Annotated in this window: 20 protein-coding genes and 1 pseudogene; 11 read left to right on the top strand and 10 right to left on the bottom strand. The window is 73.2% G+C overall.

Features of this window, described 5'->3' with window-relative positions:
* Positions 1 to 1,242, top strand: coding sequence for an ROK family protein (locus QC283_RS20555; RefSeq protein ID WP_279563056.1), 1,242 nt, complete (start codon positions 1 to 3; stop codon positions 1,240 to 1,242).
* Between the two features lie 43 nt (positions 1,243 to 1,285).
* Here the strand turns inward: QC283_RS20555 and QC283_RS20550 are convergent, their stop codons facing one another.
* The 4 genes from QC283_RS20550 to QC283_RS20535 are packed head-to-tail and all read right to left on the bottom strand — an operon-like array spanning position 1,286 to position 5,807.
* Positions 1,286 to 2,665 (bottom strand): GH1 family beta-glucosidase, encoded by a 1,380-nt coding sequence (locus tag QC283_RS20550; protein ID WP_279563055.1) that lies wholly within the window; start codon positions 2,663 to 2,665, stop codon positions 1,286 to 1,288.
* Positions 2,666 to 2,721: 56 nt separating this feature from the next.
* Entirely contained in the window at positions 2,722 to 3,549 is an 828-nt protein-coding gene (locus QC283_RS20545) for a carbohydrate ABC transporter permease (protein ID WP_279563054.1), read from the bottom strand.
* A 5-nt stretch (positions 3,550 to 3,554) separates the two neighbouring features.
* Positions 3,555 to 4,508: a carbohydrate ABC transporter permease gene (locus tag QC283_RS20540; protein WP_279563053.1), complete on the bottom strand. Its 954-nt coding sequence runs from the start codon at positions 4,506 to 4,508 to the stop codon at positions 3,555 to 3,557.
* Positions 4,509 to 4,520: 12 nt separating this feature from the next.
* Positions 4,521 to 5,807 carry an ABC transporter substrate-binding protein gene (locus QC283_RS20535; RefSeq protein WP_279563052.1) on the bottom strand — a complete coding sequence of 429 codons (1,287 nt, stop codon included), beginning with the start codon at positions 5,805 to 5,807 and terminating at the stop codon, positions 4,521 to 4,523.
* 286 nt (positions 5,808 to 6,093) lie between these two features.
* On the opposite strand from QC283_RS20535, the gene yicI reads away from it, so the two are divergent.
* Entirely contained in the window at positions 6,094 to 8,364 is a 2,271-nt protein-coding gene (gene yicI, locus QC283_RS20530; protein WP_279563051.1) for an alpha-xylosidase, read from the top strand.
* An 82-nt stretch (positions 8,365 to 8,446) separates the two neighbouring features.
* Here the strand turns inward: yicI and QC283_RS20525 are convergent, their stop codons facing one another.
* Together QC283_RS20525 and QC283_RS39635 are read right to left on the bottom strand one after the other, a co-directional pair.
* The gene (locus QC283_RS20525) at positions 8,447 to 9,649 is read right to left on the bottom strand and encodes a cysteine desulfurase-like protein (protein ID WP_279563050.1); all 1,203 of its coding nucleotides are present in this window, start codon (positions 9,647 to 9,649) and stop codon (positions 8,447 to 8,449) included.
* Positions 9,650 to 9,887: 238 nt separating this feature from the next.
* A pseudogene (locus QC283_RS39635) lies at positions 9,888 to 10,160 on the bottom strand (aspartate/glutamate racemase family protein); the annotation flags it as partial.
* A 436-nt stretch (positions 10,161 to 10,596) separates the two neighbouring features.
* On the opposite strand from QC283_RS39635, the gene QC283_RS20520 reads away from it, so the two are divergent.
* The 4 genes from QC283_RS20520 to QC283_RS20505 all read left to right on the top strand — a co-directional run bounded on the left by QC283_RS20520 (position 10,597) and on the right by QC283_RS20505 (position 16,388).
* Positions 10,597 to 12,159: a hydantoinase/oxoprolinase family protein gene (locus tag QC283_RS20520; protein WP_279563049.1), complete on the top strand. Its 1,563-nt coding sequence runs from the start codon at positions 10,597 to 10,599 to the stop codon at positions 12,157 to 12,159.
* Positions 12,152 to 13,231, top strand: coding sequence for a DUF917 domain-containing protein (locus tag QC283_RS20515; RefSeq protein WP_279563048.1), 1,080 nt, complete (start codon positions 12,152 to 12,154; stop codon positions 13,229 to 13,231). The genes QC283_RS20520 and QC283_RS20515 overlap by 8 nt, the downstream gene beginning before the upstream one ends.
* Positions 13,232 to 13,241: 10 nt before the next feature.
* Complete coding sequence (locus tag QC283_RS20510) at positions 13,242 to 14,432, top strand: DUF917 domain-containing protein (protein ID WP_279563047.1); 1,191 nt, start codon at positions 13,242 to 13,244, stop codon at positions 14,430 to 14,432.
* Between the two features lie 411 nt (positions 14,433 to 14,843).
* Positions 14,844 to 16,388: a helix-turn-helix domain-containing protein gene (locus tag QC283_RS20505; protein WP_279563046.1), complete on the top strand. Its 1,545-nt coding sequence runs from the start codon at positions 14,844 to 14,846 to the stop codon at positions 16,386 to 16,388.
* Positions 16,389 to 16,422: 34 nt separating this feature from the next.
* Here the strand turns inward: QC283_RS20505 and QC283_RS20500 are convergent, their stop codons facing one another.
* Both QC283_RS20500 and QC283_RS20495 read right to left on the bottom strand, forming a co-directional pair.
* On the bottom strand, positions 16,423 to 17,499 hold the full coding sequence (locus QC283_RS20500) for an ABC transporter permease (RefSeq protein ID WP_279563045.1): 1,077 nt from the start codon (positions 17,497 to 17,499) through the stop codon (positions 16,423 to 16,425).
* A gap of 142 nt (positions 17,500 to 17,641) precedes the next feature.
* Positions 17,642 to 18,235: a Dps family protein gene (locus QC283_RS20495; protein ID WP_279563044.1), complete on the bottom strand. Its 594-nt coding sequence runs from the start codon at positions 18,233 to 18,235 to the stop codon at positions 17,642 to 17,644.
* Between the two features lie 211 nt (positions 18,236 to 18,446).
* Between QC283_RS20495 and QC283_RS20490 the strand changes: the two genes are divergently transcribed.
* From QC283_RS20490 to QC283_RS20475, 4 genes are all read left to right on the top strand, one after another.
* Complete coding sequence (locus tag QC283_RS20490; protein ID WP_279563043.1) at positions 18,447 to 19,562, top strand: Gfo/Idh/MocA family protein; 1,116 nt, start codon at positions 18,447 to 18,449, stop codon at positions 19,560 to 19,562.
* Positions 19,559 to 20,500, top strand: coding sequence for a PmoA family protein (locus tag QC283_RS20485; RefSeq protein ID WP_279563042.1), 942 nt, complete (start codon positions 19,559 to 19,561; stop codon positions 20,498 to 20,500). Before QC283_RS20490 ends, QC283_RS20485 begins: the two co-directional genes overlap by 4 nt.
* Positions 20,494 to 21,255: a cupin gene (locus QC283_RS20480; RefSeq protein ID WP_279563041.1), complete on the top strand. Its 762-nt coding sequence runs from the start codon at positions 20,494 to 20,496 to the stop codon at positions 21,253 to 21,255. Before QC283_RS20485 ends, QC283_RS20480 begins: the two co-directional genes overlap by 7 nt.
* A 228-nt stretch (positions 21,256 to 21,483) precedes the next feature.
* A complete protein-coding gene (locus tag QC283_RS20475; protein WP_279563040.1) occupies positions 21,484 to 21,936 on the top strand; it encodes a phospholipase in 453 nt (150 codons plus the stop codon).
* A 19-nt stretch (positions 21,937 to 21,955) separates the two neighbouring features.
* Here QC283_RS20475 and QC283_RS20470 read toward each other — a convergent pair whose 3' ends face one another.
* Positions 21,956 to 22,633 carry a phosphatase PAP2 family protein gene (locus tag QC283_RS20470; RefSeq protein WP_279563039.1) on the bottom strand — a complete coding sequence of 226 codons (678 nt, stop codon included), beginning with the start codon at positions 22,631 to 22,633 and terminating at the stop codon, positions 21,956 to 21,958.
* Positions 22,634 to 22,894: 261 nt separating this feature from the next.
* Between QC283_RS20470 and QC283_RS20465 the strand changes: the two genes are divergently transcribed.
* A complete protein-coding gene (locus QC283_RS20465; RefSeq protein ID WP_279563038.1) occupies positions 22,895 to 23,215 on the top strand; it encodes a hypothetical protein in 321 nt (106 codons plus the stop codon).
* Here the strand turns inward: QC283_RS20465 and QC283_RS20460 are convergent.
* The gene (locus QC283_RS20460; RefSeq protein WP_279563037.1) at positions 23,199 to 25,457 is read right to left on the bottom strand and encodes a heavy metal translocating P-type ATPase; all 2,259 of its coding nucleotides are present in this window, start codon (positions 25,455 to 25,457) and stop codon (positions 23,199 to 23,201) included. The two genes, QC283_RS20465 and QC283_RS20460, sit on opposite strands and share 17 nt — an antisense overlap.
* Positions 25,458 to 25,465 lie beyond the last annotated feature (8 nt).

Here is a 25,465-nt window from a genome sequence, read left to right as displayed (position 1 = left end):
ATGAAGAACACCCTCACCCCCCTGGAGCCGAAGGCCGACAAGGCCACGGTCAGACGGCACAACCTCAGCCTGGTCCTGAGAGCCGTGCACGACGCGGGGGAGGCGACCCGGGCCGGTATCGCCACGCATGTCGGACTGACCCGGGCGGCGGTGTCGTCCCTGGTCGAACAGTTGCTGGAGTACGGCTTCGTCTCCGAGTGGGGCAAGACCAGCAGCGGCCAGGCCGGCCGGCCCGGCACCGTCCTGAAGGTGTCCCGGTCGGGCCCGGCGGGCCTGGGCGTCGAGATCAACATCGACTACGTCACCGTGTGCGTCGTCGACCTCGCCGGCACCGACCGGGTCCGGCTCGTGGAGCACTTCGACAACCGCGGGGTCCAGCCTGCCGAGGTACTGGCACGCGCGGCCCGGCTGGCGGCCCGCGCCATCGGCTCGGCGGCGGAACAGGACCTCGTGCCGGCCGGCGTCCATGTCGCGCTGCCGGGCCTGGTGACCGGGGGCAGCGTGCGCCAGGCCCCCAACCTGGGATGGCAGCGCGTCGCGGTCGAAGGCCTGTTCGCCCAGGCGCTCCTCGCCCTGCGCCCCGCTCACCGCCCCCTGCCGGTCAGCTCCGACAACGAGGCCAACGCCGCCGCCCTCGCCGAGCTGTGGTTCGGCGCGGGCACCGAGGGCGTGCGCAGCTTCCTCTACCTGACCGGCGAGATCGGCATCGGCGGCGCCCTGGTGCTGGGCGGTGAACTGCTGCGCGGCGCGCACGGCTTCGCCGGGGAGATCGGGCACATGGTCGTCGACCCGGACGGACCGCTGTGCCGGTGCGGGGCCCACGGTTGCCTGGAGCAGTACGCCGGACAGGCCGCGCTGCTCACGGCCGCGGGCATCGACGCGGACGCGGGCGTGCAGGGCGTCGCCGAACTGGAACGCCGCGCCCGGCGGGGCGACCCGGTCGCCCTGTCGGCGATCGAGCGCGCCGGGCGGCGGCTGGGCGTCGTCGTGTCGGGCGCGGTGAACCTCTTCGATCCCGACGCGGTGATGCTCGGCGGCGTCTACCGCGAGCTGATGGACTGGCTGGCCCCCGCCGTGGACCGGGAGCTCGCCCTTCGCGTGGTCTCCGGACTGTGGAGCGAGGACGGGAAGCGGCTGCGGCCTTCTTCCTCCCTCGGCGACGCGGCCCGGGGCGCGGCCGGTGTGATCGTCCGCGAGGTGCTGGCCGACCCGGCGGCGTGCGCGGAGCGGGAGCAGAGCTGAACGCGGGGGGCCGCCCGCCCGGCCGAGCCCTCCGCGTTCCAGGTCAGCCCCGGTTGGCGGCGATCATCTCCCGGTACCAGCGGTAGCTGTCCTTCGGCGTGCGCTCCTGCGTGTCGTAGTCCACCCGGACGATGCCGAAGCGCTTGTCGTAGCCGTACGCCCACTCGAAGTTGTCCAGCAGCGACCACACGTAGTACCCGCGTACGTCCACTCCCGCGTCCATCGCCGCCCGCAGCGCGGTGAGGTGGTCGCGCAGGTAGGCGACGCGGTCGGCGTCGTGCACCGCGCCGTCGGCGGCGGGCGCGTCGTCCTCCGCCGAGCCGTTCTCCGTGATGTGGACCGGCGGCAGCGCGTCACCGTACTGCTTCTTGAGCTGGACGAGCAGGTCGGTGAAGGTGTCCGGGACGACCGGCCAGTTCATCGCGGTGTGCCGGACGCCCGGGTGCCGGACCTCCTCGTAGCGGTTGTCCGTGGCCACCCGCAGCGCCGGGTCGCTCTCGCGGTGCGGGGCGTCGGCGACCACGATCGGCCGGTAGTAGTTGACGCCGAGGAAGTCCAGCGGCTGGGAGATCAGCTCCAGGTCGCCGTCCCGCCGGAAGTCCTCCCCGGTGATCAGCTCGCCCCAGGTCTCCTCCTCGGTGGCCGGGTAGCGGCCCGCGAGGATCGGCTCGGTCCACACCAGGTTGTGCTGGGTGTCCGCGCGGACCACGGCCGCCAGGTCGGCGGGGGAGTCGGTGGCCGGCAGGTTGCGGTCCAGGTTGAGCGTGATGCCCACCTCGCGCACCCCGGCCGCCCGCAGGGCGCGCACCGCCAGACCGTGGCCGACCAGCAGGTGGTGGGCGGCGGCCAGGGCGCCCCGGCCCTCCTTGGCGCCGGGAGCGTGCCGCCCGATGGAGTAGCCCAGGAAGGAGCTGCACCACGGCTCGTTGAGCGTGATCCAGCGCGGCACCCGGTCACCCAGGTGCTCGGCGATGACCGCCGTGTACTCGGCGAACCGCTCCGCCGTCTCCCGCGTCCGCCAGCCGCCCCGGTCCTCCAGGGCCTGCGGCAGGTCCCAGTGGTAGAGGGTGGCGGCCGGCTCGATGCCCGCGGCGAGCAGCTCGTCGACCAGGCGGGAGTAGAAGTCCAGGCCCTTCTGGTTCACCGCGCCCGAACCCTGGGGCACGATGCGCGGCCAGGCGATCGAGAAGCGGTACGAGTCCACACCCAGGTCGCGCAGCAGCGCCACGTCCTCGGGGTAGCGGTGGTAGTGGTCGCAGGCCACGTCACCGGTGTCCCCGTTCACCACCAGGCCGGGGGTGTGGCTGTAGGTGTCCCAGATCGACGGACCGCGTCCGTCCTCCCGTGCCGCGCCCTCGATCTGGTACGAGGCGGTCGCGGCGCCGAGCACGAAACCGGGCGGAAAACTGGGGAAGTCACTCATGCTGTGCAGCTCATCTCCATGCGTACGAGGGTGCACCCCGAGGTGCACCCGGGGGGTCACTTGACGGAACCACCGGTGATCCCGGCGGCGATGTACTTCTGGGCGAGGACGAGCAGGATCGCCGCCGGGACCGCGGAGAGCACGGAGGCGGCCATCACCGAGCCCCAGTCACCGACGTGCGCGCCGATGTACTGGTAGATACCCAGCGTGATGGGCTTGACGTCGTCGGTCGTGTTCAGGGTGAGCGCGAACATGAAGTCGCTCCACGAGAACAGGAACGCGAACAGCCCGGACGTGATCAGCGAGTTGCGGCTCATCGGCAGCACGACCCGTACGAACGTCCGCACCGGCCCGGCGCCGTCGATCTGCGCGGCCTCGATCACCTCGCCCGGGATCGACACCATGAAGGCGCGCATCAGCACGATGGAGAAGGGGATGCCCAGCGAGGCGTCCGCGAGCATCAGGCCGAAGTAGGAGTTGACCAGGCCCAGGTCGACGTACGAGTTGTAGAGGGCGTTGGCGATGACGATGCCCGGCACCATCTGGGTGATCAACGTGCCGAACACGATCGTGCGCGAGCCGCGCAGCCCGAACCGCGCCAGGCCGTACGCCGCCGGCGCCGAGACCGCCAGGCAGATGGCGACCGCGCCGAGCGAGACGGCCAGCGAGGTCAGCAGGTTGCCGCCCTGGTCGCTGATGGCCTTGGAGAACCCGGACAGGTCCAGGCTGCCCGGCACCGGGTCGACCTGGAGCAGCCCGGACTCGGGCTGGAGCGCGGTGTTGAGCATCCAGTACAGCGGGAACAGCATCACGCCGAGGACGAGAACGCCGGCGACGGTGGAACCCCAGCGGCGCCGGGAGGCTGTGGGCGTGTGGGAGGCCATGGACGTCACTTCCCCTCGGTGCGGTTGGCCCGCAGGTAGAACACCGCGAACACGGCGGATATCAGGATGAGTACGTTGCCGACGACGGCGCCCGCGCCGAAGTCCAGCTGCACGAACGAGTTCTGGTACGTGAGTGTGCCGAGCGTCTGGGTGGCGTCGGCCGGCCCGCCGTCGGTGAGGGCGAGGATCAGGTCGAGGATCTTGACCGTCGACATGAAACCGAGCACGAGCACGACGGTGATGACGGGCTTGAGCATCGGCAGGGTGACGGAGCGGAAGGTCCGCCACGCCGAGGCGCCGTCCAGGGCGGCGGCCTCGTGCAGTTCCTTCGGGATCTCCTGGAGACCGCCGTACAGGATGACCATGTTGAACGGGATGCCGATCCAGATGTTGACCAGGATGACCGACACCAGAGCCATCTCCGGGCTGGTCAGCCAGGGCGTGCTGCCGCCGATCCCGACGGTGTCCAGGAACGAGTTCAGCACGCCCGTGTCCTGGTCGAGGATGCGCCGCCAGACGATGCCGGACACCACCATGGGTACCAGCCAGGGCAGCAGGATCAGTGAGCGGAGCACCCCGTTGAGCGGGAACCGGCGGCTGAAGAAGACCGCGAGCGCCATGCCGATGCAGAACTGCCCGATCAGCGAGCCCGCGGTGAAGACGAGGGTGTGCCACAGCGCCTTGCCGAACAGGGCGTCCTGGAACACGTTGGACCAGTTGTCGGCGCCGTTGAAGGGCGCCTCACCGGTGAAGAAGGTCTTCGGTGTGTAGTGCTGGAAGCTCATCACGACGTTGCGGACGAGCGGGTAGCCGAAGAACAGCAGCATGAAGACGACGGCGGGGGCGACGAACCCCCACTGGGCGAGCCGGCGCCGGCGCCTGAGCCGGTCGGGGTCCGGCGCGGCGGCCGTCTTTGACGCCTCGGCGGGCGTCTGGGTGGTGACGGTGGACGTGGTCATGGGCGCGTTTCCTCAGTTCCCGCTCGTGGCCCGCTGCTGGGCGCGCTTCAGGGCGGTCTCACTGGACTGGCCGGTCAGGGCGGACTGGAAGGCGCTCTGCAGGGCGAGCGACACGCTCGACCAGCCGGCGCCGAGCTTCGCCGTCCGGGACCGTGCGACGGCCACCTGGTCGGCGAGGGAGTCCAGCTCGGGCACCTTCTCGCGCCAGACGGCGGCGGCCTTCGCGTTGGCCGGGACCATCCAGCTGTTGAGCGCGTAGGTCAGCTGTTCCTTCTCGCTCGCCAGACAGGCCACGATCTTCGCGGCGGTCCTCTCCCGCGCCTCGTCACCGGTGTTGGGCACGGTGAGCACGGCGCCGCCGAGCGGACCCACCGAGTCGTCGCCGGCCTCCGGCACGGGGATGGGGGCGATGCCCCAGTCCAGCGACTTGTCGGTGTTGAGCGTCTCCACCTGCCACGGCCCGTTGATCATCATGGCCGCGTTGCCGGCCATGAACTGGTCGTTGACGTCCGCCTGCGTCCAGTTGACCGTGGACTTCGAGAGCGAGCCGTCCTTCAGCAGGCCCTTCCAGTAGTCGAGGGCCTCGACGACCTGCGGGCTGTCCAGGTCCGTCTCGTCACCGCCGTTGGACCACATGAACGGCGTGAACTGGAAGACGCCGTCCTCCGCGCCACCCGCGCTGAGCGCCAGCCCGTACTGGTTGCCCTGCGTGAGCTTCTCGGCGCTCTCCCGCAGCTGTGCCCACGTGGCGGGCACCTCGATGCCCGCCTTGTCGAGGACGTCCTTGTTGTAGAAGAGCGCGAGCGTGTTCACGGACCGGGCCGCGCCGTAGTACGTCCCCTCGTACGAGCCGAAGTCGACGATGCCCTCGGGGATGCCGTCGGTGCTCAGCCCGAGGGATTCGAGGTCGACCAGCCCGCCCGCGTCGGCGAACGTCGGCATCTCGGACGCGTCGAACTGCACGATGTCGGGCAGCGACTTGGACGACGCCATGCGCAGCGCCTTCGTCATCACCTGTGACGCCGGGACGCTCTGCTGCTCGATGGTGATGCCCAGCTGCTTGCCGCAGCGGGCCATCGCCTCCGCGTCCCAGCGGTGGTAGGACTCGTCGGTCGAGGAGTTCATCACGGTGTACACGTCGGCGTCTCGCTGCTGCCCGCAGCCCGTGAGCGCCGCGCCGGCGACCAGGACGGAGACGGCGGCGAACGGGGCGACGGCTCGGCGTGAGCGTCCTCGCCCGCGGTGCGTGGCAGCCGGAGGGTGTGCTGTCAAGGCGAGCGAGGTGAAGCGCTTCGACATGGTGCGGGGCCCTTGCTGTCGTACCGTCCGGCTTCCTTGCCGGACCGTTTTGTTTGATGTGATGACTAATACGTCACGAACGTGCTGCCGCGCTAGAGGAAAGTGGCCTCGGTCTCGTTACTCCGTGGGGTGAGTGGGCTGTTCTGGTGAGTGATCACGCCTGTTCAGCGCGGTGAAGACTTCGCGAAGCCCTCTGCGGCCGGATTTGTTTTGTGTACGATCAAAACGCTGTGAGACGGCCCCCGTGCTCCCCATCCGACACCTCCCGCCGCACCCAAGGAAGATCATGAAGTTCACCGACGGCTTCTGGCTCATCCGTGACGGCGTGCATCTCTCGTACGCCACCGAAGTACGCGATGTGCGCCCCGAATCGAAGCGCTTCACCACGTATGCCGCCGTGAAGAAGGTGACGCGGAGGGGGGACACGCTCAACGCGCCGCTCCTCACGGTCGAGTGCTTCTCTCCCACCGAGGGCGTCATCGGCGTCCGCGTCACCCACCACGCCGGCAAGCGTCGGCCGGGCCCCGACTTCGCCCTCGCGGGCGCGGCGGACGGCGCCGGCGAGGTGCGCCAGGACGGCACGGTCACCGAGCTGACCAGCGGCCCGCTGACCCTCCGCCTGGACCGTGAGGGCCCCTGGGGCCTCAGTTTCCACGACGCGGACGGACGCGAGCTGACCCACGCGGGCGCCAAGAGCACCGCGTTCGCCACCACGGGCGACGGCGCGCACCACATGCTGAGCCGGCTCGCGCTCGGCGTCGGCGAGCAGATCTACGGCCTCGGCGAGCGCTTCACCCCGTTCGTCAAGAACGGCCAGGTCGTCGACATGTGGCAGGCCGACGGCGGCACCAGCAGCGAGCAGGCCTACAAGAACATCCCGTTCTACCTCTCCTCCCGCGGCTACGGCGTCTTCGTCAACCACCCCGGCTCGGTCTCCTTCGAGGTCGGCTCCGAGTCCGTCGGCCAGGTGCAGTTCAGCGTCGAGGACCAGACGCTGGAGTACTACGTCGTCGCCGGCCCCACCCCCAAGGACGTCCTCACCCGCTACACCGCCCTCACCGGCCGCCCCGCCCTGCCGCCCGCCTGGTCCTTCGGCCTGTGGCTCACCACGTCCTTCACCACCTCCTACGACGAGGAGACGGTGACGTCGTTCGTCGACGGCATGGCCGAGCGGGGTATCCCGCTCTCCGTCTTCCACTTCGACTGCTTCTGGATGCGCGAGTACCAGTGGTGCGACTTCCAGTGGGACCCGGACGTCTTCCCCGACCCGGACGGCATGCTCGCCCGGCTCAAGGCCAGGGGGCTGAAGGTCAGCGCCTGGATCAACCCCTACATCGCCCAGAAGTCCCCCCTCTTCGACGAGGCCGCCGCCCTCGGGCACCTGGTGCGCCGGACGAACGGCGACGTCTGGCAGTGGGACCTGTGGCAGGCCGGCATGGGTCTGGTCGACTTCACCAGCCCCGCCGCCCGCGACTGGTACGCCGGAAAGCTCAAGCCGCTGCTCGACCAGGGCGTGGACTGCTTCAAGACCGACTTCGGCGAGCGCGTCCCCACCGACGTCGTCTGGCACGACGGCTCCGACCCGGAGCGCATGCACAACTACTACACGCACCTCTTCAACCGGACCGTCTTCGAACTCCTGGAGAAGGAGCGCGGACAGGGCGAGGCCGTCCTCTTCGCCCGCTCCGCGACCGCGGGCGGCCAGCAGTACCCCGTCCACTGGGGCGGCGACTGCTGGTCGTCCTTCGAGGCGATGGCCGAGTCGCTGCGGGGCGGCCTGTCCCTGTCCCTGAGCGGCTTCGGCTTCTGGAGCCACGACATCGGCGGCTTCGAGGGCACACCCGACCCCGCGGTCTTCAAGCGCTGGCTGGCCTTCGGCCTGCTCTCCTCGCACAGCCGCCTGCACGGCTCCTCCTCGTACCGGGTGCCGTGGGAGTTCGGCGAGGAGGCGGTCGACGTCGCCCGGAGCTTCACCCTCCTCAAGCACCGCCTGATGCCCTACCTGTACGGCGTCGCCGCAGAGGCCCACCGCACCGGCGTGCCGATGATGCGGCCGATGGTCCTGGAGTACCCGCACGACCCGGGCTGCCGCCCGCTGGACCGCCAGTACATGCTCGGCTCCGACCTCCTGGTCGCCCCGGTCTTCACCGAGGACGGCGAGGTCGAGGTGTACCTCCCCGAGGGCACCTGGACCCACCTCCTGACCGGCGAGCGCGTCACCGGCCCGGTCTGGCGCACCGAGCGGCACGGCTACGACAGCCTGCCGCTGTACGTCCGTGAGGGCGCCGTCCTGCCGCTGGCCTCGGACGACCAGCGCCCCGACGGGGACTGGCTGGACGCCCCGACCCTGCTCGTCCACCCGCCCGCCGGACCCGACTACGCGGCCGAGATCACCGTGCCCGACCTGCTGGGCACGCCCGCCGCGACGTTCCGTGCGCGGCGGGACGGGGACACCCTGCGGGTCACCGCGAGCGGTACCGACCGTCCGTTCACGGTGCGCGTCGCGGGCGGCGCGAGCGCGCAGGGCACGGGAGAGGTGACCGTCCCCCTGGGGTGAGGCCGGGAGCGGAGGGACCGTCCCGGTGAGCCGCCGTACGCACGGCGGCTCACCGGGACGGACGCGCCCATGCCGCCGTGCGTCAGCGGGGGAGGGAGTCCAGCGCCGTCAGCAGCCGGTCCACGTCGTCCGCGCTGCTGTACGGCGCGAGCCCGACCCGCACGCCGCCCTCGTCGCCGAGCCCCAGCCGGCGCGAGGCCTCCACGGCGTAGAAGGAGCCGGCCGGCGCGTCGACCCCCCGCTCGGCCAGCTCCCGGTAGACGTCGGCCGGCCGCAGGCCCGCCACGGTGAACAGCAGGGTCGGCGTGCGCCGCGCGGCCCGGGAGTACACGGTGATCCCGCCGAGGTCGGCCAGGCCCCGCTCGATCCGCTCGCGCAGCGCGTCCTCGTGCGCCTCCAGCGCCGCGAAGGAGGCGACCAGCCGGTCCCGGCGAGAGCCTCGGGCCCGAGGGTCCAGCCCCGCCAGGAAGTCCACCGCCGCCGCCGACCCGGCCAGCGACTCGTACGGAAGCGTGCCCAGTTCGAACCGCTCGGGCACGGTGTCGGCGGACGGCAGCAACTTGTCCGGGCGCAGCGACTCCAGCAGCTCCGCCCGGCCGGTCAGCACGCCCAGATGCGGCCCGAGGAACTTGTACGGCGAGCAGACCAGCGTGTCCGCGCCGATCGCCGCCAGGTCCACCACCGCGTGCGAGGCGTAGTGCACCGCGTCGACGTGGAAGAGCGCGCCGGTCGAATGGACGAGGGCGGCGAGCGCCGGCAGGTCGGGCATGGCCCCGATCAGGTTGGACGCGGCGGTGACCGCGACCAGCCTGGTACGCGGGCTCAGCACCGCCTCGACGTGCTCGGGCCGCAGCTCGCCCGTGGCCGGATCGAAGTCCGCCCACCGCACGGTCGCCCCCGCCGACTCCGCGGCCTGCACCCACGGCCGGATGTTCGAGTCGTGGTCGAGCCGGGTGACCACCACCTCGTCGCCCGGGCCCCAGCCCTTGGCGAGCGTCCGGGACAGGTCGTAGACGAGCTGGGTGGCGCTGCGCCCGAAGACCACCGTCCCCGGAGTGGTGCCGAGGAGGTCGGCCAGGGCGGACCGGGCCTCGGAGACGATCCGGTCCGCGTTGCGCTCGCCCTCGGTGTTCCGTCCCCGGTTGGCGAGCGGGGTGGTCAGCGCCGACGCGATCGCGTCGATCACCGGCTGCGGGGTCTGCGTACCGCCCGGCGCGTCGAACCTCGCGGTACCGGACTTCAGGGCGGGCACGTGCGCGCGGATCGCGGCGACATCGAGGGCCATGACTCAACTCCAGGGACGTGGGGGCCGGACGGATGAGAGGGAGACGGACGGATGGGGGTGGCGGACGAGCAGGAGAGGGGCGAACGGGCGGAACGGACGGGGCAGACCGCGTCAGGCGACGCGGTCCTTCGGCCGGGGCGGCAGGTACGTGGTGCGGCTGGGTCGCAGGGTCGCACCCCCAGCCGCACCTGAGACTCCAGCCACATGATCGCAGCCCCCGTGGGGTCGAGGACAGGACGGTGATCACGCCGGTGCGCTCGCCGAGTGCGAGAGAGGGAAGCACGGCGGGCTCGAAGCCGCCGACCACCGGGATGTCCACGATCTCCCGTGCCGCCCGCACACCGGGGTCGCCGCCGAAGCAGCTGACGAACACCGCTTCCGCGCCGTCCCCGGTGGCCTCGCCGAACGCGTCGGGCATGCCCGGGCCGGCCGGCGCCTCCTCGTACCGGCACCCAGGCGCCGACTTCCTGACGGACCTCCCCGGTGAACGCGTCGGTGATGCGGGAAGCACGACCGTGAGCTGCACAGCACCTCCGGGTGGGGCGAGCGGGGCGGTCGGCCCACCCTGCGCGGACCCGTCGAACGCCACAAGGTGCGGCCCGCACAGCCGGGCCACCGTGGCCGTGCAGGCCGCACCGCGGACGTGGACGAGACCTCACCCGGCCGAATTCCGCCTGTGCACAGTGCCCTGTCGACGGCCCGTGCCAGTGCCTGGTGCACGGTGACCACTCAGGGGCGGCAGCCTAGGCTCGACGAACCGCACTCGGCGGCCATCCGCTCCCGTCCGTCCCCGCCCGCACTCCTGGAGTCCCCATGGTGTCCTTCTCGGACACGACCGACTGCGCGCCGGCCCCCTGACGGACACCGACGCCCCCGGCGTCCCCGCCGCCCGACCGCGACGCCACCGGCGGGCGCGGCCACCGAAAGAGAGAGGCAGGACAACCCACATGCTCCGACTGGGCATCGACGTGGGCGGCACCAACACCGACGCCGTCCTCATCGACGACGACCGGGTGCTGGGCGCCGTGAAAGCGTCCACCACGGCCGACGTCACCGGCGGTATCGTCACCGCCCTCGGCGACCTGCGGCAGGCCACCGGGTTCGACCCGGCCGCCGTCCACGCGGTGATGATCGGCACCACCCACTTCATCAACGCCCTGGTGGAGGGCGAGCGCCTGGCGCGGACCGCCGCCATCCGGTTCGGGCTGCCCGCCACCCGCGCCCTGCCCCCGCTGGTCGACTGGCCCGACCGCCTGGTCTCCGCGATCGGCGGCCACAGCTATCTCTGCCACGGCGGTCACGAGTACGACGGCAGCCACATCGCCGCCTTCGACGAGGCCGAGTTCCGCGCGGTCCTGGACCGGGCCGTCGCCGCCGGCGCCACCTCCTTCGCACTGTCCTCGGTGTTCTCGCCGGTCAACGCGGAGTTCGAGACCCGCGCCGCCGAGATCATCGACGAGCAACTGCCCGGTGCCCCGGTGAGCCTCTCCCACGAGATCGGCCGCATGGGCCTGCTCGGCCGGGAGAACGCCACCGTCGTCAACGCCGCCCTGCGCGGCCTCGCCGACCAGGTCGCCACCGGACTGCTCCGCACGGTCACCGAGGCCGGCATCGACGCCCCGGTCTTCCTCAGCCAGAACGACGGCACCCTGATGGACGTCGACTACGCCCGCCGCTATCCGGTGGCGACCTTCGCCTCCGGCCCGACCAACTCCATGCGCGGCGCCGCGTTCCTGTCCAGGCTGACCTCCTGCGCCGTGGTCGACATCGGCGGCACGACCAGCGACGTCGGCATCCTCCAGCAGGGCTTCCCGCGCGAGGCGTCCACGGACGTCAACGTGGCAGGAGTCCAGACCAACTTCCGCATGCCCGACGTGCTCTCCCTCGGCATCGGCGGCGGCAGCCACGTGGTGCACCAGGCGTCCGGCACCGCCGTAGGCCCCGCCAGCGTCGGCTACCGGCTCGCCCAGGAGGCCCTCGTCTTCGGCGGCACGCGCCTGACCGCGACCGACATCGCGGTGGCCGGCGGGCGCGCCGACGTCGGTGACCGCTCGCTCGTCGCCCACCTCGACAAGGCGGTGGTCGACGCCGCCCTGCGCGCCGTCGACGACCGGCTCGCCGAGGTCGTCGACCGGATGCGGGCCTCCGCCGAACCGGTGCCCGTCGTCGCCGTCGGCGGCGGCAGCATCCTGGTGCCCGAGGACCTCGCGGGCGCCTCCCGCGTCGTCCGCCCCGACCACTTCGCCGTGGCCAACGCCATCGGCGCGGCGATCGCCCAGGTCGGCGGCGAGGTCGACCGGATCTACTCGGTCGTCCCGCAGCAGCGGGACACCGTACTCGACGAGGCCCGCCAGGAGGCCGTCGACCGGGCCGTGGCGGCCGGCGCCCGGCCCGGGTCCGTCGAGATCGTCGACATCGAGGAAGTACCGCTGGCCTACCTGCCGGGAAACGCCACCCGGATCCGCGTCAAGGCCGTCGGAGAGCTGAGCCTGGGAGGCCCCCATGCGTGAGATCACCGCCGACAACCTTTCCGACCTCGCCCGCGGAGCCGCCGTGCTCGGCACCGGCGGAGGCGGCGACCCGTTCGTCGGCCGCCTCCTCGCCCAGCAGGCGCTGAAGCGGAACGGCCCGGTCACCCTCCTGGACCTCGACGAGACCGACGACGACGCCCTGATCATCCCGACCGCCTTCATGGGCGCGCCCACCGTGATGCTGGAGAAGCTCCCCTCGGGCGACGAGATCATCGGCGCCATGCGGGCCCTGGAGGACCTCCTCGGCCGCAAGGCCACCCACACCGTCTCCATCGAGGCGGGCGGCCTGAACTCGATGTCGCCGTTCGTCGCCGCCGCCGAGGCGGGCGTCCCGCTGATCGACGCCGACGGCATGGGCCGCGCCTTCCCCGAACTGCAGATGCTGCTGCCCACCCTCGGCGGTGTGAAGGCGTCCCCCATGGCGCTCGCCGACGAACGCGGCAACTCCGTCACCCTGCGCACCGACGACAACGCCTGGGCGGAACGCCTCGCCCGCGCCGCCACCGTCGAGATGGGCTGCAGCGCGGCGGTCAGCCTCTACGCGCTCAGCGGCCGTCAGGCCAAGGACCACCTGGTGCCCGGCACCCTGACGCTGTGCGAGCGGGTCGGCCGGGTCATCCGCGAGGCCCGCGAGGGCCACCAGGACCCCGTGGCCGCGGCGGCCGGCGTCCTCGGCGGCCGGACGGTCTTCACCGGGAAGACCGTCGACGTGCGGCGCACCACCAGCGGCGGCTTCGCCCGCGGCGCGGCCCGGCTCACAGGCCTTGACGCGGACACCGGGTCCGCACTGGAGCTGTCCTTCCAGAACGAGAACCTCGTCGCCACCCGCGACGGCGAGGTCGTCGTCAGCGTCCCCGACCTGATCTGCGTCCTGGACACCGACTCCGGCGAACCGGTCACCACCGAGACGCTCCGCTACGGGCTGCGGGTCAGCGTCCTCGGCGTGCCCTGCGACCCGCGCTGGCGCACCCCCGAGGGCCTCGCCCTGGCCGGGCCCGGATACTTCGGCTACGCGCACGACTACGTCCCGTTCCGGGGCGCCGAAGTGTGATGATCGAAGGGTGACCCGCACGCCCGCCGAGGCCCGCACGCCCGCCCAGGCCCCTTCGCCCGCGTCACCCGCGCCGCTGACCGCCGCGCGGGTGCCGGCGCTGGCCGCCGGGGCCACGCTGCTGGGCTCCGGCGGCGGGGGAGAGGTGGCCACCGGCGCGCTGCTGCTGCGCCGCGAGCTGGCCGCCGGTCCGGTGCCGCTCGTCCCCGCCACCGCCCTGGAGCCGGACACCCTCGTCGTCCACGCCGGACTCGTCGGCGCACCCGACGTACTGGCCGAACGGCTCGCCGATCCCGACGACTTCGCGCACGCGGTACGCACCGCCGCCGAGGTCGCGGGTGGCAGGGCGGGCGCGGTCGGCGTCATCGAGATCGGCGGACTCAACGCCGTCGTCGCCGCGGTCGCCGCCGCCCGGCTGGGCCTGCCGCTCGTCGACGGCGACCTCATGGGACGCGCCTTTCCCCGCATCGACCAGACCGTGGCCGCCCTGCACGGCGTGGACCCCGCGCCGCTCGTCCTGGTCGGCACCGGCGGGGACACCGTCGTCGTCCGGGAGTGCGCACGCCGCTCCGCCGAACGGCTGCTGCGCGCCAACGTCCTCGCCCTCGGCGGGGCCGCGGCCCTCGCCGTCCACCCGCTGCCCGCCTCCCGGCTCGCGGCCATCGGGGTGCGCGGCTCCGTCTCCGCCTGCCTCGGCCTCGGCGACCGCCTCCGCGCCGCGCAGGACGCGGGCGGCACGCCCGAGGGCCTGGCCACCGCGCTGGGCGCCGAGCTGCTGGCCGTCGGCCGCGCCGAGGAGATCGTCCCCCGCCAGGACCTGACCCCCGGCTGGGCCACCCTCGTCGACGGGCGCACCGGTGCCGTGGTCCGTGTGGACCTGCTGGACGAGTACCTGGCCGTGACCGTGGACGGCGTCACCCGCGCCGTCGGCCCTCAGATCATCGCCGCCGTCGACCCCAACGGTCGCCGGCCCCTGCGCGCCGATCAGCTCCGTACCGGTCGCCACCTGGTCCTGCTCCGCCTCCCCGCCCTCCACGACTGGCCCCCCGAGGCCGATCCGCTGGTCGGCCCGACGGCCTTCGGCCTCGACCTGGCACCGGCCTCCGTGGCCGCCGCGCGTCCGTTCGGCCGCGGCGTCCCCGCCGCCTCCCCCTTCGGCGGCACGTCCTCGGGCGGAGGTGGGCGGGGTGCGCAGCGGTGAGCGGAGGCGCGCCGTCCCACAGACCACCGGGCCGGCCGACCCGGTGGCGCACGACTCCCCGGCCCGCCCCGCCGTGACGGCCTGTGACCGGCGCCGTGGTGGCCCGAACCGTTTCGGTCGCGGCTGTGCGTCCGGACACCCGCACCGGCGCTGCGGTCATCCGTTCGGCCGGCGGTACCGAGGTCGTGGCCGCGTGCCCGGCCGTCCGGGCCGCCTCCGCGGCTGGTCGCCCATCCGGCAGGCTCTCGTGGCCGTCGGCGTGGCCCCGGAGAGCCGGGGCCGGTCGGCCGGCCGGAACGCTTGTGCAACCGTCGGATCCGTCTCGGTGGGCGGCGGCCCGCCCACCGGCGAGGCCGCCGCCCCCGGCCGGCCGGACCGGAGTCGTGGCCGGGGCGCGCCCGGAGGCCCGTGATGACCTCGACCCCCGACGTCGCCGGCCTGCTGGCCGACCCCTTGCTTCGGGACGCCCGCACACTGGCCGGGCATGCCGGGCTGGATCGGCCCGTGCGCGACGTCACCGCCTACCGGGGCACCCTCACCGCCGTCGACGGTCACCTGGTCCTCTGCGACGTACGGGACGCCACGCCCGCCTACCGGCTCGACGCCCTCGTCCGCCGCGCCCAGGAGGCCGGTGCCGCGGCGCTGTGCGTCACCGCCGACGACACCGCCCGGCCGCCGCTGTCCGCCGTACGGCTGGCCGACCGGCTGCGGATTCCCGTGCTGTGGGCCGCCACCGACGACCCGTTCCGGCTCGCCCTCGATCTCACCCTGCGGGTCCGCGCTCCCGAGGTGACGCGGGCCCGCACCGTCGAGACCCTGGTCCGCCGGCTCGCCACCCGCACCGAGGGACCGGACCTGATCGCCACGGCCCGTACGGTGCTCGCCGCCGCCGTCAGCCTCGTCACCCCCGACGGGGGAGCCATCGTCGGCGACCCGGTGGTTCCGGGCGCCCTGCGCCCGGAACTCGCCGTGCCCCAGCGCACCCCCGGCCTCCTCGCGCACCCGGTGCACGCCGTCCCGTCGGCCGGGGACCGGCCGGGCGGCACCGCGCCGGTCACCGCGTGGCTGGTGTGGCCCGTCGAACCGGCCGACGAGGAACGCGCCGACACCGTCGCGCTGGGCCTCGCCGTACTCGAACCCTTCGTCCGGTCCTGGCTCGCCGGAGCCCGCACCCGCGCCGACCACGACAGCGCCGTCCGCCGCCGCCTGCTGACGGAGGTCGTCACCGGCCGGGGCACCGTCAGCCGGGAGGCCGTCGAGCAGGCGGTCGCCCTCGGCTGGCGCCTCGAGGACTGGCACGTCGGTCTGGCCGTGCGAGCCGAGCAGCCGCCCGCCGTCGACCGCCCGGACACCGTCCCCGCACCGCTGCTCGCCGCCCTGGCCCGGCAGGGCGTCACCACCCAGGCGGTGGCCGAGGGCGACGGCGACTGGGCGCTGTGGTCCAGCAGCAGCCGCCGGCCCGCCGGCGACGAACCCCGGCTGCTGCTGCGTCAGGTCCGCAGGGCGCTGGCCGAGCTGCCCGCCGCCTGGCGGCTGGTGGCCGGTATCGGCTGGCCCCGCCAGGGCTCCGGCGGCCTCGCGGACACCCTGACCGAGGCCCGCAACGCGGCGCGTCTCGCGGCCGCCCGGGAGTTCCGGCCGTCCGTGGAGCACACCGACGAACTCGGCGTGGGCAGACTGCTGGCCGCCTGGCAGCAGTCCGACATCACCCGCGCCTTCGCCGAGACCGCGCTCGCCCCACTGCGCGACACCGCGCACGCCCACCTGCTGACCACCCTGCGTGTCTTCCTGGAGAACGGGGGCTCCGCCGCCGCCACCGCCCGTGCCCTGGGCCTGCACCGCAACACCGTCACCGCCAGACTGCGCCAGGTCCGCGAACGCCTCGGCGTCGCTCTGGACGACCCCGGCAACCGGCTCGCCCTCCAGATGGCGTGCCGCGCCCTGACCTCCCCCTGAGAAGCCGCCGTGTCCGGCCGGCGCCCGGGGAACCTCAGGACGCGGCGGCCTCCGGCGCGTGTTCGGGCGGCTTCTTGTCCCGCCCGCCGGGATGACGGTGCCGCCAGATCCAGAAGACCGCGCAGGACAGCAGCGCCCACCCGCCCAGCACGAGGAACGGGAACGCGTGCTGGTGGCCCTGGAAGTACACCGCCGTGTGCTGCGCGTTGACCGAGGCCCCCGGCGGCAGCCACTGGCCGATCGCCCCCAGCGGGGACGGCAGCAGCGGCCAGGACACCGCGCCGCCGGACGAGGGATTGCCGAGGAGCACCATCAGCCCCCAGGTCGGCAGCATCGCCCAGCGTCCGAACAGGGTGTTGAACATCGTGAAGACCATGCCGGACGCGAACATGGTGAGCGCCAGGATCAGCCACGACTCGACGAACGGCAGGTCGAGCGCTCCCAGCAGCCAGTCCACGGTCGCGGCGATCGCGAACCCGCCGAGCAGCGCGTAGGCGATCGTGAAGAGGATGCGTTCGAACGGAGTCAGGGAGCGCGCGTGCACGCTCAGCTGGATCGCCCCGACGAAGCCGATGATCACCGCGGCCAGGGAGATGTAGAAGATCGCCAGGCCGCGCGGGTCGCCCTCCTGCAAGGGGTTGATGTCCCGGACGGTGACCTCGACACCGGTCTTCTTCCCCACGGCCGGTGCCGTGTCGGCCAGTACCTGTGCGACCGAGGCGCCCGACGCGCTGGACAGGTCGAGCACGGCGGTCCGTCCGTCGTCGCGCAGCTCGAAGATCGCGAAGACCTCCTGGTCCTGCATCGCCTCCCGGGCCTCGGCCTCACCGCCGTAGGGACGCACCTTGACCGAGGCGTTCAGTGCCTTCTCCAGGCCGCCCAGGAAGGCCTGGCCACGGGCCTCTTCGTACGAGCCGACCACGGCGGTGGGGATCGAATGCGGCGTCGGATCCGCCATCGAGTAGGTGTACGAGCCCGCGAAGAGACCCGCGGCCGCCGCGAGGATCAGCACCAGCACGGTGGCCGGCCAGAACGGCGACTGCCGGAACGTGGACCACCGCTGCCCGCGCGTCGGAGGCTGGGCATGGGCGCCGTGGGACATGTGGGCCATGTCACGGACGCTTTCACGGCCGGGGCGAAAGGGCATCAAGAGCGCCGTCGCCCGGGGGAGCACGGAGCGTGACCGGCGGCCCGGCGGGCCGAGGTGGTCGCGGTGGTCGCGGTGGTCGCGTGCGACGGAATCAGGATCGCGGTCAGGCGTGCACCAGCGGCGTGTCCACCAGATGCTCCGCCACGAACCACGCCTGCAGCTCGTTGGTGCGCACGACCTCGGAGACGAGAAGGTCGTTGGTGCCGTCGTCGCCGAGCTCCTGAGTGCGGCCGGCGGCGTCGTGGCAGTCGGCCAGGATCAGCTCGTGCGCCTCCAGCAGCCGCGACAGCATCGACGGGACCTCCTCCACCCCGTCCGGCGGACGCGGCACGGTGGTGATCTCGGCGACGTGGCGGGGGTCGCCGATCGCGACGCCGCCGAGCGTCTGGACGCGCTCGGCGATGGTGTCGATCAGCTCCAGCTGCTCGCCCGCGTGCTTGTCCAGCAGCAGGTGCAGCTGGTAGAACGTCGCCCCGCGCATGAGCCAGTGGTACTTCTTGTACAGGTCGTGCAGGATCCGGGTGTCCGCCAGGACCTTGTTGAGCCGCTGGCAGGAGTAGAGGCGGGTCTCCATGGTCAGCGCCACGGGGAACTGCTTGACGGTGCCGAACTCCTGGATGGTCCGGCCCTTCTGGTGCAGCCAGGGCTGGCTGCCGTCGGACCGGTGCTCCACGGACGTCGACTTGGGGTTGCTCACGCCTGAACTCCTTCGGGACGAGGACTGAAGACTGCGCCGGCGCGGTACGACCGCCTCCGGTCCCCCCGGCGACAGTCGACCAGCCGCATGCCGAGCCCGCAAACGCTGGGGGGTTGTCCAGGCATTCGCTCCCCGCCTAGGGTCTGCCGGAGTGAAAGCGCTTTCTAGCGGCGTACGTGCCTGGCGTGCGCCGGCGTCCGAGGAGGACCGCATGTCCCCACGCCCAGCCCGCCGCCGGGTCGCCGTGGTCGGTACCGGAGCCATCGTCACCGGCAGTCACCTGGCCGCCCTCACGGCCCACGCCGACCGGACCGAACTGGTCACCGCCGTGGACGTGGACCAGGGCCGGCTCGACGCCTTCCGGGCCGAGGCGGGCGGCGACGTCGCCGGGTACACGTCGATGGGCGCCATGCTGGACGCCGTACGCCCCGACCTCGTCCTCGTCGGTACGCCGCCGTCCCTGCACCGGGAGCAGACGGTGGCCGCGCTCAAGGCGGGTGCCTGGGTGCTGTGCGAGAAGCCGCTGTGTCTCTCCCTCGCCGAGTACGACGACATCGCCGCCGCCGAGGAGGCGTCCGGCGCGTACGCGTCCGTGGTCTTCCAGCACCGGTACGGCTCAGGGGCCGCGCACGCCCGGGAACTGATCGCGGGCGGCGAGCTGGGCGCCCCGCTGGTCGCGCACTGCCAGACGACCTGGCACCGCGACGCCGCCTACTACACGGTGCCGTGGCGCGGACGCTGGTCCACCGAGGGCGGCGGCCCGACCATGGGCCACGGCATCCACCAGTACGACCTGCTGCTGCACCTGCTCGGCCCGTGGGCGGAGGTGCGGGCCATGGCGTCGCGGCTGGTCCACGACACCGAGAGCGAGGACGTCTCCACCGCCCTGGTGCGGTTCGAGAACGGCGCCCTCGCCACCGTCGTCAACAGCGTCCTCTCCCCGGACGAGGTGAGCCGCGTACGCGTCGACTGCGCCGACGCCACGGTCGAGTTGACGCACCTGTACGGACACCGCAACGACGACTGGACCTACACTCCGGCCCGGCACGTCACCCCTCGACGCGCCGCCGCCTGGCGCACCCCGGCGACGGACGTGCCCAGTTCGCACACCGCACAGCTCGGCGCCGTACTGGATGCCTGGGACGCCGGCGTGCGGCCGCCCGGCAGCGGTCCGGACGCCCGCGCCACGCTGGAGTTCGCCGCCGCCCTGTACAAGGCGGCGTTCACCGGACAGCCGGTCCTCGCGGGCGAGATCGCGCCCGGGGACCCCTTCCACGCGGCCATGCACGGCGACCACCCCGACTGGGCCCCCGAGGAGCGCGCATGAGTTCCCTCCGCGTCAGCCACACCCACGGCGACCACATCGCGGTCACCGCGCCGAACGGCACCGAGATCCTCCGCTACGTCTACCGCCCCGACCCCGAGCCCTTCGAGTCCCGCAAGCCGTACGCCCACCCGGTGCGCACCCTCGCCGGACGCACGGTGACCGGCTACCGCCCGAGCGACCACCGCTGGCACAAGGGCCTGCAGATGACGGCCAGTCACCTCTCCGGCCAGAACTTCTGGGGCGGCAACAGCTATGTCCACGGCGAGGGCTACCTGCCCCTGCCCGAGCGCATCGGCTCGATGCGGCACGACGGTTTCCCCGGCTTCAAGGTCGAGGACGACCTGCTCGCCATCACCGAGAACCTCACCTGGATCGAGAACGGCGGTGCCGAGTGGGCCCGCGAGGAGCGCGGCCTCACCGTCCACTCGGTGGACGAGGAGGCCGGCGCCTGGGCCCTGGACTGGACGATCCGGCTCACCAACACCCGCCCCGAGTCCCTGGTGTTCGGCTCCCCGACCACCGCCGGCCGCGAGATGGCCGGCTACACCGGCCTCCAGTGGCGCGGCTCCCGCGACTTCACGGGAGGCGACGTCTTCGCCCAGGACACCGACGCGAACGCGGGCGTCGGCGCCGGGGAGTTGATGGGCACCCGGAGCCCGTGGCTCGCCTTCACCACCGAGCACGACGACGTCGACGCCCACTCCACGCTCGTCTTCGCCCACGCGCCCGGGAACCTCGACGAGCAGACCGCGATCCACCCCTCCCACTGGTTCGTACGCGCCGAGCCGATCCCCACCGTGGCGTTCTCCTGGGCGTTCTTCGAGGAGTTCGAGCTGCCGCCGGGCGAGTCCTTCGCCTACCGCTATCGCGTCGTGGTGGCCGACGGCGCCTGGGACACCGACCGGGTGGGGACGTACCTGGCGAGCCTGCCGTGGTGAGCGGTGCCACGCCCGGGCTTCCCCGCCCCCTGCCCGGAGCGGTCGGCCTGTCCCACCTGAGCGCCTACGACTGGGAGGCCGTCGACGGGGTCCGCGGCGGCAGCCCGCATCTGCACCTGGTGTGCACGGAGGCGTACGTCGTCACCGGCGGACACGGCGCGGTGCAGACGCTGAGCCCCGACGGCTACCGTGACATCCCGCTGGAGCCCGGTACGGTCGCCTGGTTCACGCCGGGCACGGCGCACCGCATGGTGCGGGGCGGCGATCTGCGCGTCACGGTGCTGATGCAGAACAGCGGCCTGCCCGAGGCCGGGGACGCCGTCTTCACCTTCCCGCCCGAGGTGCTGGCCGACCCGGAGGCGTACGCCGCCGCGGCCTCGCTGCCGCCCGGCACCGGACCGGAGACGGAGGCGGCGGCCCGGCGCCGCAGAGACCTCGCCGTCGAGGGCTACCTTCCCCTGCGCGAGGCTCTCGTCGCCGGGGACGCCGGCCCGTACCGGGAGTTCCAGCGGGCCGCCGCCCACCTGGTGCGCGGCAGGGTGCCCGGCTGGCGGGAACTGTGGCGGGCCGGCGCGCTGGCCACCGTCGAGCGCACCGGCGCCCAGCTCGACGCTCTCACCGACGGCGACCCGGCGTACCTCGCCGACGCCACCGCCTACGAGACCGCGCCCACCCGGCGCGGCGGCCACGGCATGTGCGGCCGCCGCGACGAGTACGCGCTGCCGGGGACGACGCTGCCGTACCAGGGGGAGTAGCCCGACGCACGGTGCGGCTCGCGAAGGTCGACGTGGCGCACTCTTGTGCAAGGGAGTTGATCGCGAGTCAGCCCGGGACGGCGACTGTTCAGTCCCCGATCCCCTGCCGGGCCGAAGAGTTCATGGCCCATTAGGGCGACAGATGTGTGAAGGGGTGGCCGGGATGCGCATCATCTTGACATGAACCTGCGGCCCGATGGGCGGGTCGCAGCCTCATGGAGGTGTGGAATGCGCCGCAGACTCGCCACCGGACTCGCCGCCTCGGCCCTGGCCGTGACCACCGTCGTCGCCACCGCTGCGACCGCCGACGCAGCCCCCGCCGACAAACCGCAGGTCCTGGCGAACTGGACCCAGACCAGCGCGTCGAGCTACAACGCCTGGACCGCCGCGCGGTCGAACCAGTCCGCCTGGGCCGCCTACGGGTTCGACTGGACCACCGACTACTGCTCCTCCTCGCCGGACAACCCGTTCGGCTTCCCGTTCAGCACCTCCTGCGCACGGCACGACTTCGGCTACCGCAACTACAAGGACGCGGGCTCCTTCAGCGCCCACAAGTCCCGCCTCGACAGCGCCTTCTACGAGGACCTCAAACGAGTCTGCGCCCGCTACGGCAGCGCCACCAAGGCCGCCTGCAACAGCACGGCGTGGACGTACTACCAGGCCGTGAAGGCCTTCGGATGACGGTGCGCGCCGCGCCCGCCTACCCGGGCGCGGACGGCGCCGCCGGCGAGTAGACCGACCGCAGGCCCGGTACCGGAACGGCCGCGGCCGCCGCCAGCGCGGCGGCCGCGCTGGCGATGCCCAGGACGGCACCCGCGGCCACGTCACCGGGATAGTGCACGCCGGTGTGGACCCGGGAGTAGCCGACGGCGCTCGCCAGCGCGCCGAGCGGGACGGCGGCCGCGGGCAGGACCACGCCGACCGCCGTGGCGAAGGCGACCGCCGAGGCCGTGTGCCCGGACGGGAAGGACGCCGACGCGGGCATGGGCACATATCGGTCCACCGTCACCCGCGCCGCCTCCCGGTCCGGCCGTGCCCGGCGCACCAGCCGCTTGCCCAGCAGGTTCGAGGAGGCCGACGCCACGGCGACCGCACCCACCCCGGCGAGAGCCGCCCGGCGCGGCCGCGCACCGCTCACCGCGAGCACGGCGGCGATCCCGAGCGAGACCTTCGAACGGTCGGCGGCGTGGGACAGCCGGCGCAGCGCCCGGTCGAGCGTGGGCGTGGATGTGGCGGCCACCGCCGCGTACAGCGCGCCGTCCACGGCACGCAGATCACCGAGTACGCCGCTGAGGGTCCGCCCGCGCGAACGCGCCGGGCCGGGCTCCGGGGCGAGCGGGCCGCTGGTGTCCCCGTCGGCGTTGGTCGGTTCGGTCATGGGGCTCCTGCTCCGCGGGCGGGGCCGGGTGGCACCCGGGGCCGCCGTTGGCCCGTGGGCGCACCGCGTGTGGTCGTCGCCGCACCAGCCTGGTCCGTCTCCGCGCGCACGGCGCGCCGGCCGCACCCGTCCGGGGGACGCCGACGCGGACCTCGCCCCCCGGGCCACTCACCCGGAGGCCGACACCAGGCCCGTCTCGTAGGCGAGGTGACCAGCCAGCGCCGCGCTGCGGGTCGTGGTCGCCTCCGCGCTGCTCGCCTCGTGTGCGCCCTCACGGGACTGGCCCTCGGCACCCTCGTGCGGCAGACCGTGGCCACGACGACCGCGTGCGTGGCCGTCCTGTTCGTGCTGCCGCTCGTCGTCTCCGACGACCGGTACTGGTCGGCCGTCGTCGCGCACGCCCTGCCGTTCGAGGCGTGGAACCGGCTGGTCACCGTAGCCCCCGCCCCGACCGCGCTGGCCGTCGTCGGCACCCACCGGCGGGACCGGCGAGCGGTCGCGAACGCCGGTGAGCCGCCGGCCGCCCGATGGGGGCGGCCGACGGCTCAACCGGCGCGGAGGCCGGTCAGCCGGCGGCCTTGAAGCCGCGCAGCCGCAGGGAGTTGCCGACGACGAAGACGGACGAGAAGGCCATGGCCGCTCCGGCGATCATGGGGTTGAGGAGCCCGGCGGCGGCGAGCGGGAGTGCGGCGATGTTGTAGGCGAAGGCCCAGAAGAGGTTGGACTTGATCGTGCCGAGCGTCTTGCGGGCCAGGCGGATGGCGTCCGCGGCGGCGCGCAGGTCGCCGCGGACGAGGGTGAGGTCGCCGGCCTCGATGGCGGCGTCGGTGCCGGTGCCCATGGCCAGTCCCAGGTCGGCCTGGGCGAGCGCGGCGGCGTCGTTGACACCGTCGCCGACCATCGCCACCGAGCGACCCTCGCCCTGGAGGCGCTTGACGACGTCGACCTTGTCCTCGGGCATGACCTCGGCGATGACCTGGTCGATGCCGACCTGCGCGGCCACCGCCTCGGCGACGGCCCTGTTGTCGCCGGTGAGCAGGATCGGGGTCAGGCCGAGGGCGCGCAGCCGGGTGATCGCTTCGGGGCTGGTGTCCTTGACGGCGTCGGCGACTTCGAGGACGGCCCGTGCCTCGCCGTCCCAGGCGACGGCGATCGCGGTGCGGCCCGCGGCCTCGGCCTCCGCCTTGGCGCGTGCCAGGCCGACGGGCAGGTCCATGGCCCACTCGGCGAGCAGTTGCTCGCGGCCGACGAGGACGGCGTGCCCCTCGACGATGCCCTGCACGCCGAGGCCGGGGATGTTGGCGAAGTCCTCCGGGACGGGCAGCACGCCGACGCGGTCGGCCGCTCCCGCCGCCACCGCCTGGGCGATCGGGTGCTCGGAGGCGTGCTCCAGCGCGCCGGCCAGTCGCAGTACGTCCGTCTCGTCCGTGGTGTCGGCGGTGTGCACGGCGAGCAGGGTCATGCGGCCGGTGGTGACGGTGCCGGTCTTGTCCAGGACGATGGTGTCGACCTTGCGGGTGGACTCCAGTACCTCGGGGCCCTTGATGAGGATGCCGAGCTGGGCGCCGCGCCCGGTGCCGACCATCAGCGCGGTCGGGGTGGCCAGGCCCAGGGCGCAGGGGCAGGCGATGATCAGGACGGCGACGGCCGCGGTGAAGGCGGCGGTCAGCCCCGCGCCGTTGCCGATCCAGAAGCCGAGGGTGGCCAGTGCCAGGGCGATGACGACGGGGACGAAGACACCGGAGATGCGGTCGGCGAGCCGCTGGGCGGCGGCCTTGCCGTTCTGGGCGTCCTCGACGAGCTTCGCCATCCGCGCCAGCTGCGTGTCGGCGCCGATCCGGGTTGCCTCGACCACCAGACGGCCGCCCGCGTTCAGGGTGGCGCCGGTGACCGCGTCGCCCACGCCGACCTCGACGGGCACCGACTCGCCGGTGAGCATGGAGGCGTCGACCGCGGAGGTGCCCTCGACGACCGTACCGTCGGTGGCGATCTTCTCGCCGGGGCGGACCAGGAAGCGGTCGCCGACCGCCAGCTCGCCGGTGGGGATGGTGCGTTCACCGCCGTCCGCGCCCAGCACGGTGACGTCCTTGGCACCCAGCTGGAGCAGGGCCCTCAGCGCGGCACCGGCCTTGCGCTTGGAGCGGGCCTCGAAGTAGCGGCCGGCGAGGATGAAGGCGGTCACCCCGGCGGCGGCCTCCAGGTAGATGTTCCCGGCGCCGTCGGTGCGGGCGATGGTCAGCTCGAAGGGGTGGGTCATGCCGGGAGTGCCGGCGGTGCCGAGGAAGAGCGCCCACAGCGACCACAGGAACGCGGCCGACGTGCCGACCGAGATCAGCGTGTCCATGGTGGCCGCGCCGTGCCGGGCGTTGGTGAGGGCGGCCTTGTGGAAGGGCCAGGCGGCGTAGGTCACCACGGGCGCCGTCAGGGTCAGCGACAGCCACTGCCAGTACTCGAACTGCAGCGCCGGCACCATCGCCATCGCGATCACCGGGACGGCCAGGATCACCGCGGTGATCAGCCGCTCTCTCAGCGGCCGCAGTTCGTCGGCGGCCTCGGCGCTCTCCGTGCCGGGCGCGGGCTCGACACGTACCGGCTCGGGCTCGCGGGCGGTGTAGCCGGTCGCCTCGACCGTGGCGATCAGCTCCGGGACGGACACGTCACCGGTGTAGTGGACCTTGGCCTTCTCCGTCGCGTAGTTGACGGTGGCGGTGACCCCGTCCATCCGGTTGAGCTTCTTCTCGATCCGGGCGGCGCACGAGGCACAGGTCATGCCGCCGATGGCGAGTTCCACCTCGGCCGGTGCGCTGGTCGTACTGGTGGTCATGGCTGCTC

It is taken from the genome of Streptomyces sp. DH41 (genome assembly GCF_029813785.1).
Lineage (GTDB): Bacteria > Actinomycetota > Actinomycetes > Streptomycetales > Streptomycetaceae > Streptomyces.
Note: the sequence above shows the minus strand (reverse complement) of the source record. Positions and strands in the feature narration are given on the sequence as shown.

Coding starts and splice junctions, on each gene's coding strand:
- QC283_RS20555 (WP_279563056.1), top strand. CDS start 1: ATGAAGAACACCCTCACCCCCCTGGAGCCGAAGGCCGACAAGGCCACG.
- QC283_RS20550 (WP_279563055.1), bottom strand. CDS start 2,665: ATGAGTGACTTCCCCAGTTTTCCGCCCGGTTTCGTGCTCGGCGCCGCG.
- QC283_RS20545 (WP_279563054.1), bottom strand. CDS start 3,549: ATGGCCTCCCACACGCCCACAGCCTCCCGGCGCCGCTGGGGTTCCACC.
- QC283_RS20540 (WP_279563053.1), bottom strand. CDS start 4,508: ATGACCACGTCCACCGTCACCACCCAGACGCCCGCCGAGGCGTCAAAG.
- QC283_RS20535 (WP_279563052.1), bottom strand. CDS start 5,807: ATGTCGAAGCGCTTCACCTCGCTCGCCTTGACAGCACACCCTCCGGCT.
- yicI (WP_279563051.1), top strand. CDS start 6,094: ATGAAGTTCACCGACGGCTTCTGGCTCATCCGTGACGGCGTGCATCTC.
- QC283_RS20525 (WP_279563050.1), bottom strand. CDS start 9,649: ATGGCCCTCGATGTCGCCGCGATCCGCGCGCACGTGCCCGCCCTGAAG.
- QC283_RS20520 (WP_279563049.1), top strand. CDS start 10,597: ATGCTCCGACTGGGCATCGACGTGGGCGGCACCAACACCGACGCCGTC.
- QC283_RS20515 (WP_279563048.1), top strand. CDS start 12,152: ATGCGTGAGATCACCGCCGACAACCTTTCCGACCTCGCCCGCGGAGCC.
- QC283_RS20505 (WP_279563046.1), top strand. CDS start 14,844: ATGACCTCGACCCCCGACGTCGCCGGCCTGCTGGCCGACCCCTTGCTT.
- QC283_RS20500 (WP_279563045.1), bottom strand. CDS start 17,499: ATGGCCCACATGTCCCACGGCGCCCATGCCCAGCCTCCGACGCGCGGG.
- QC283_RS20490 (WP_279563043.1), top strand. CDS start 18,447: ATGTCCCCACGCCCAGCCCGCCGCCGGGTCGCCGTGGTCGGTACCGGA.
- QC283_RS20485 (WP_279563042.1), top strand. CDS start 19,559: ATGAGTTCCCTCCGCGTCAGCCACACCCACGGCGACCACATCGCGGTC.
- QC283_RS20475 (WP_279563040.1), top strand. CDS start 21,484: ATGCGCCGCAGACTCGCCACCGGACTCGCCGCCTCGGCCCTGGCCGTG.
- QC283_RS20470 (WP_279563039.1), bottom strand. CDS start 22,633: ATGACCGAACCGACCAACGCCGACGGGGACACCAGCGGCCCGCTCGCC.
- QC283_RS20460 (WP_279563037.1), bottom strand. CDS start 25,457: ATGACCACCAGTACGACCAGCGCACCGGCCGAGGTGGAACTCGCCATC.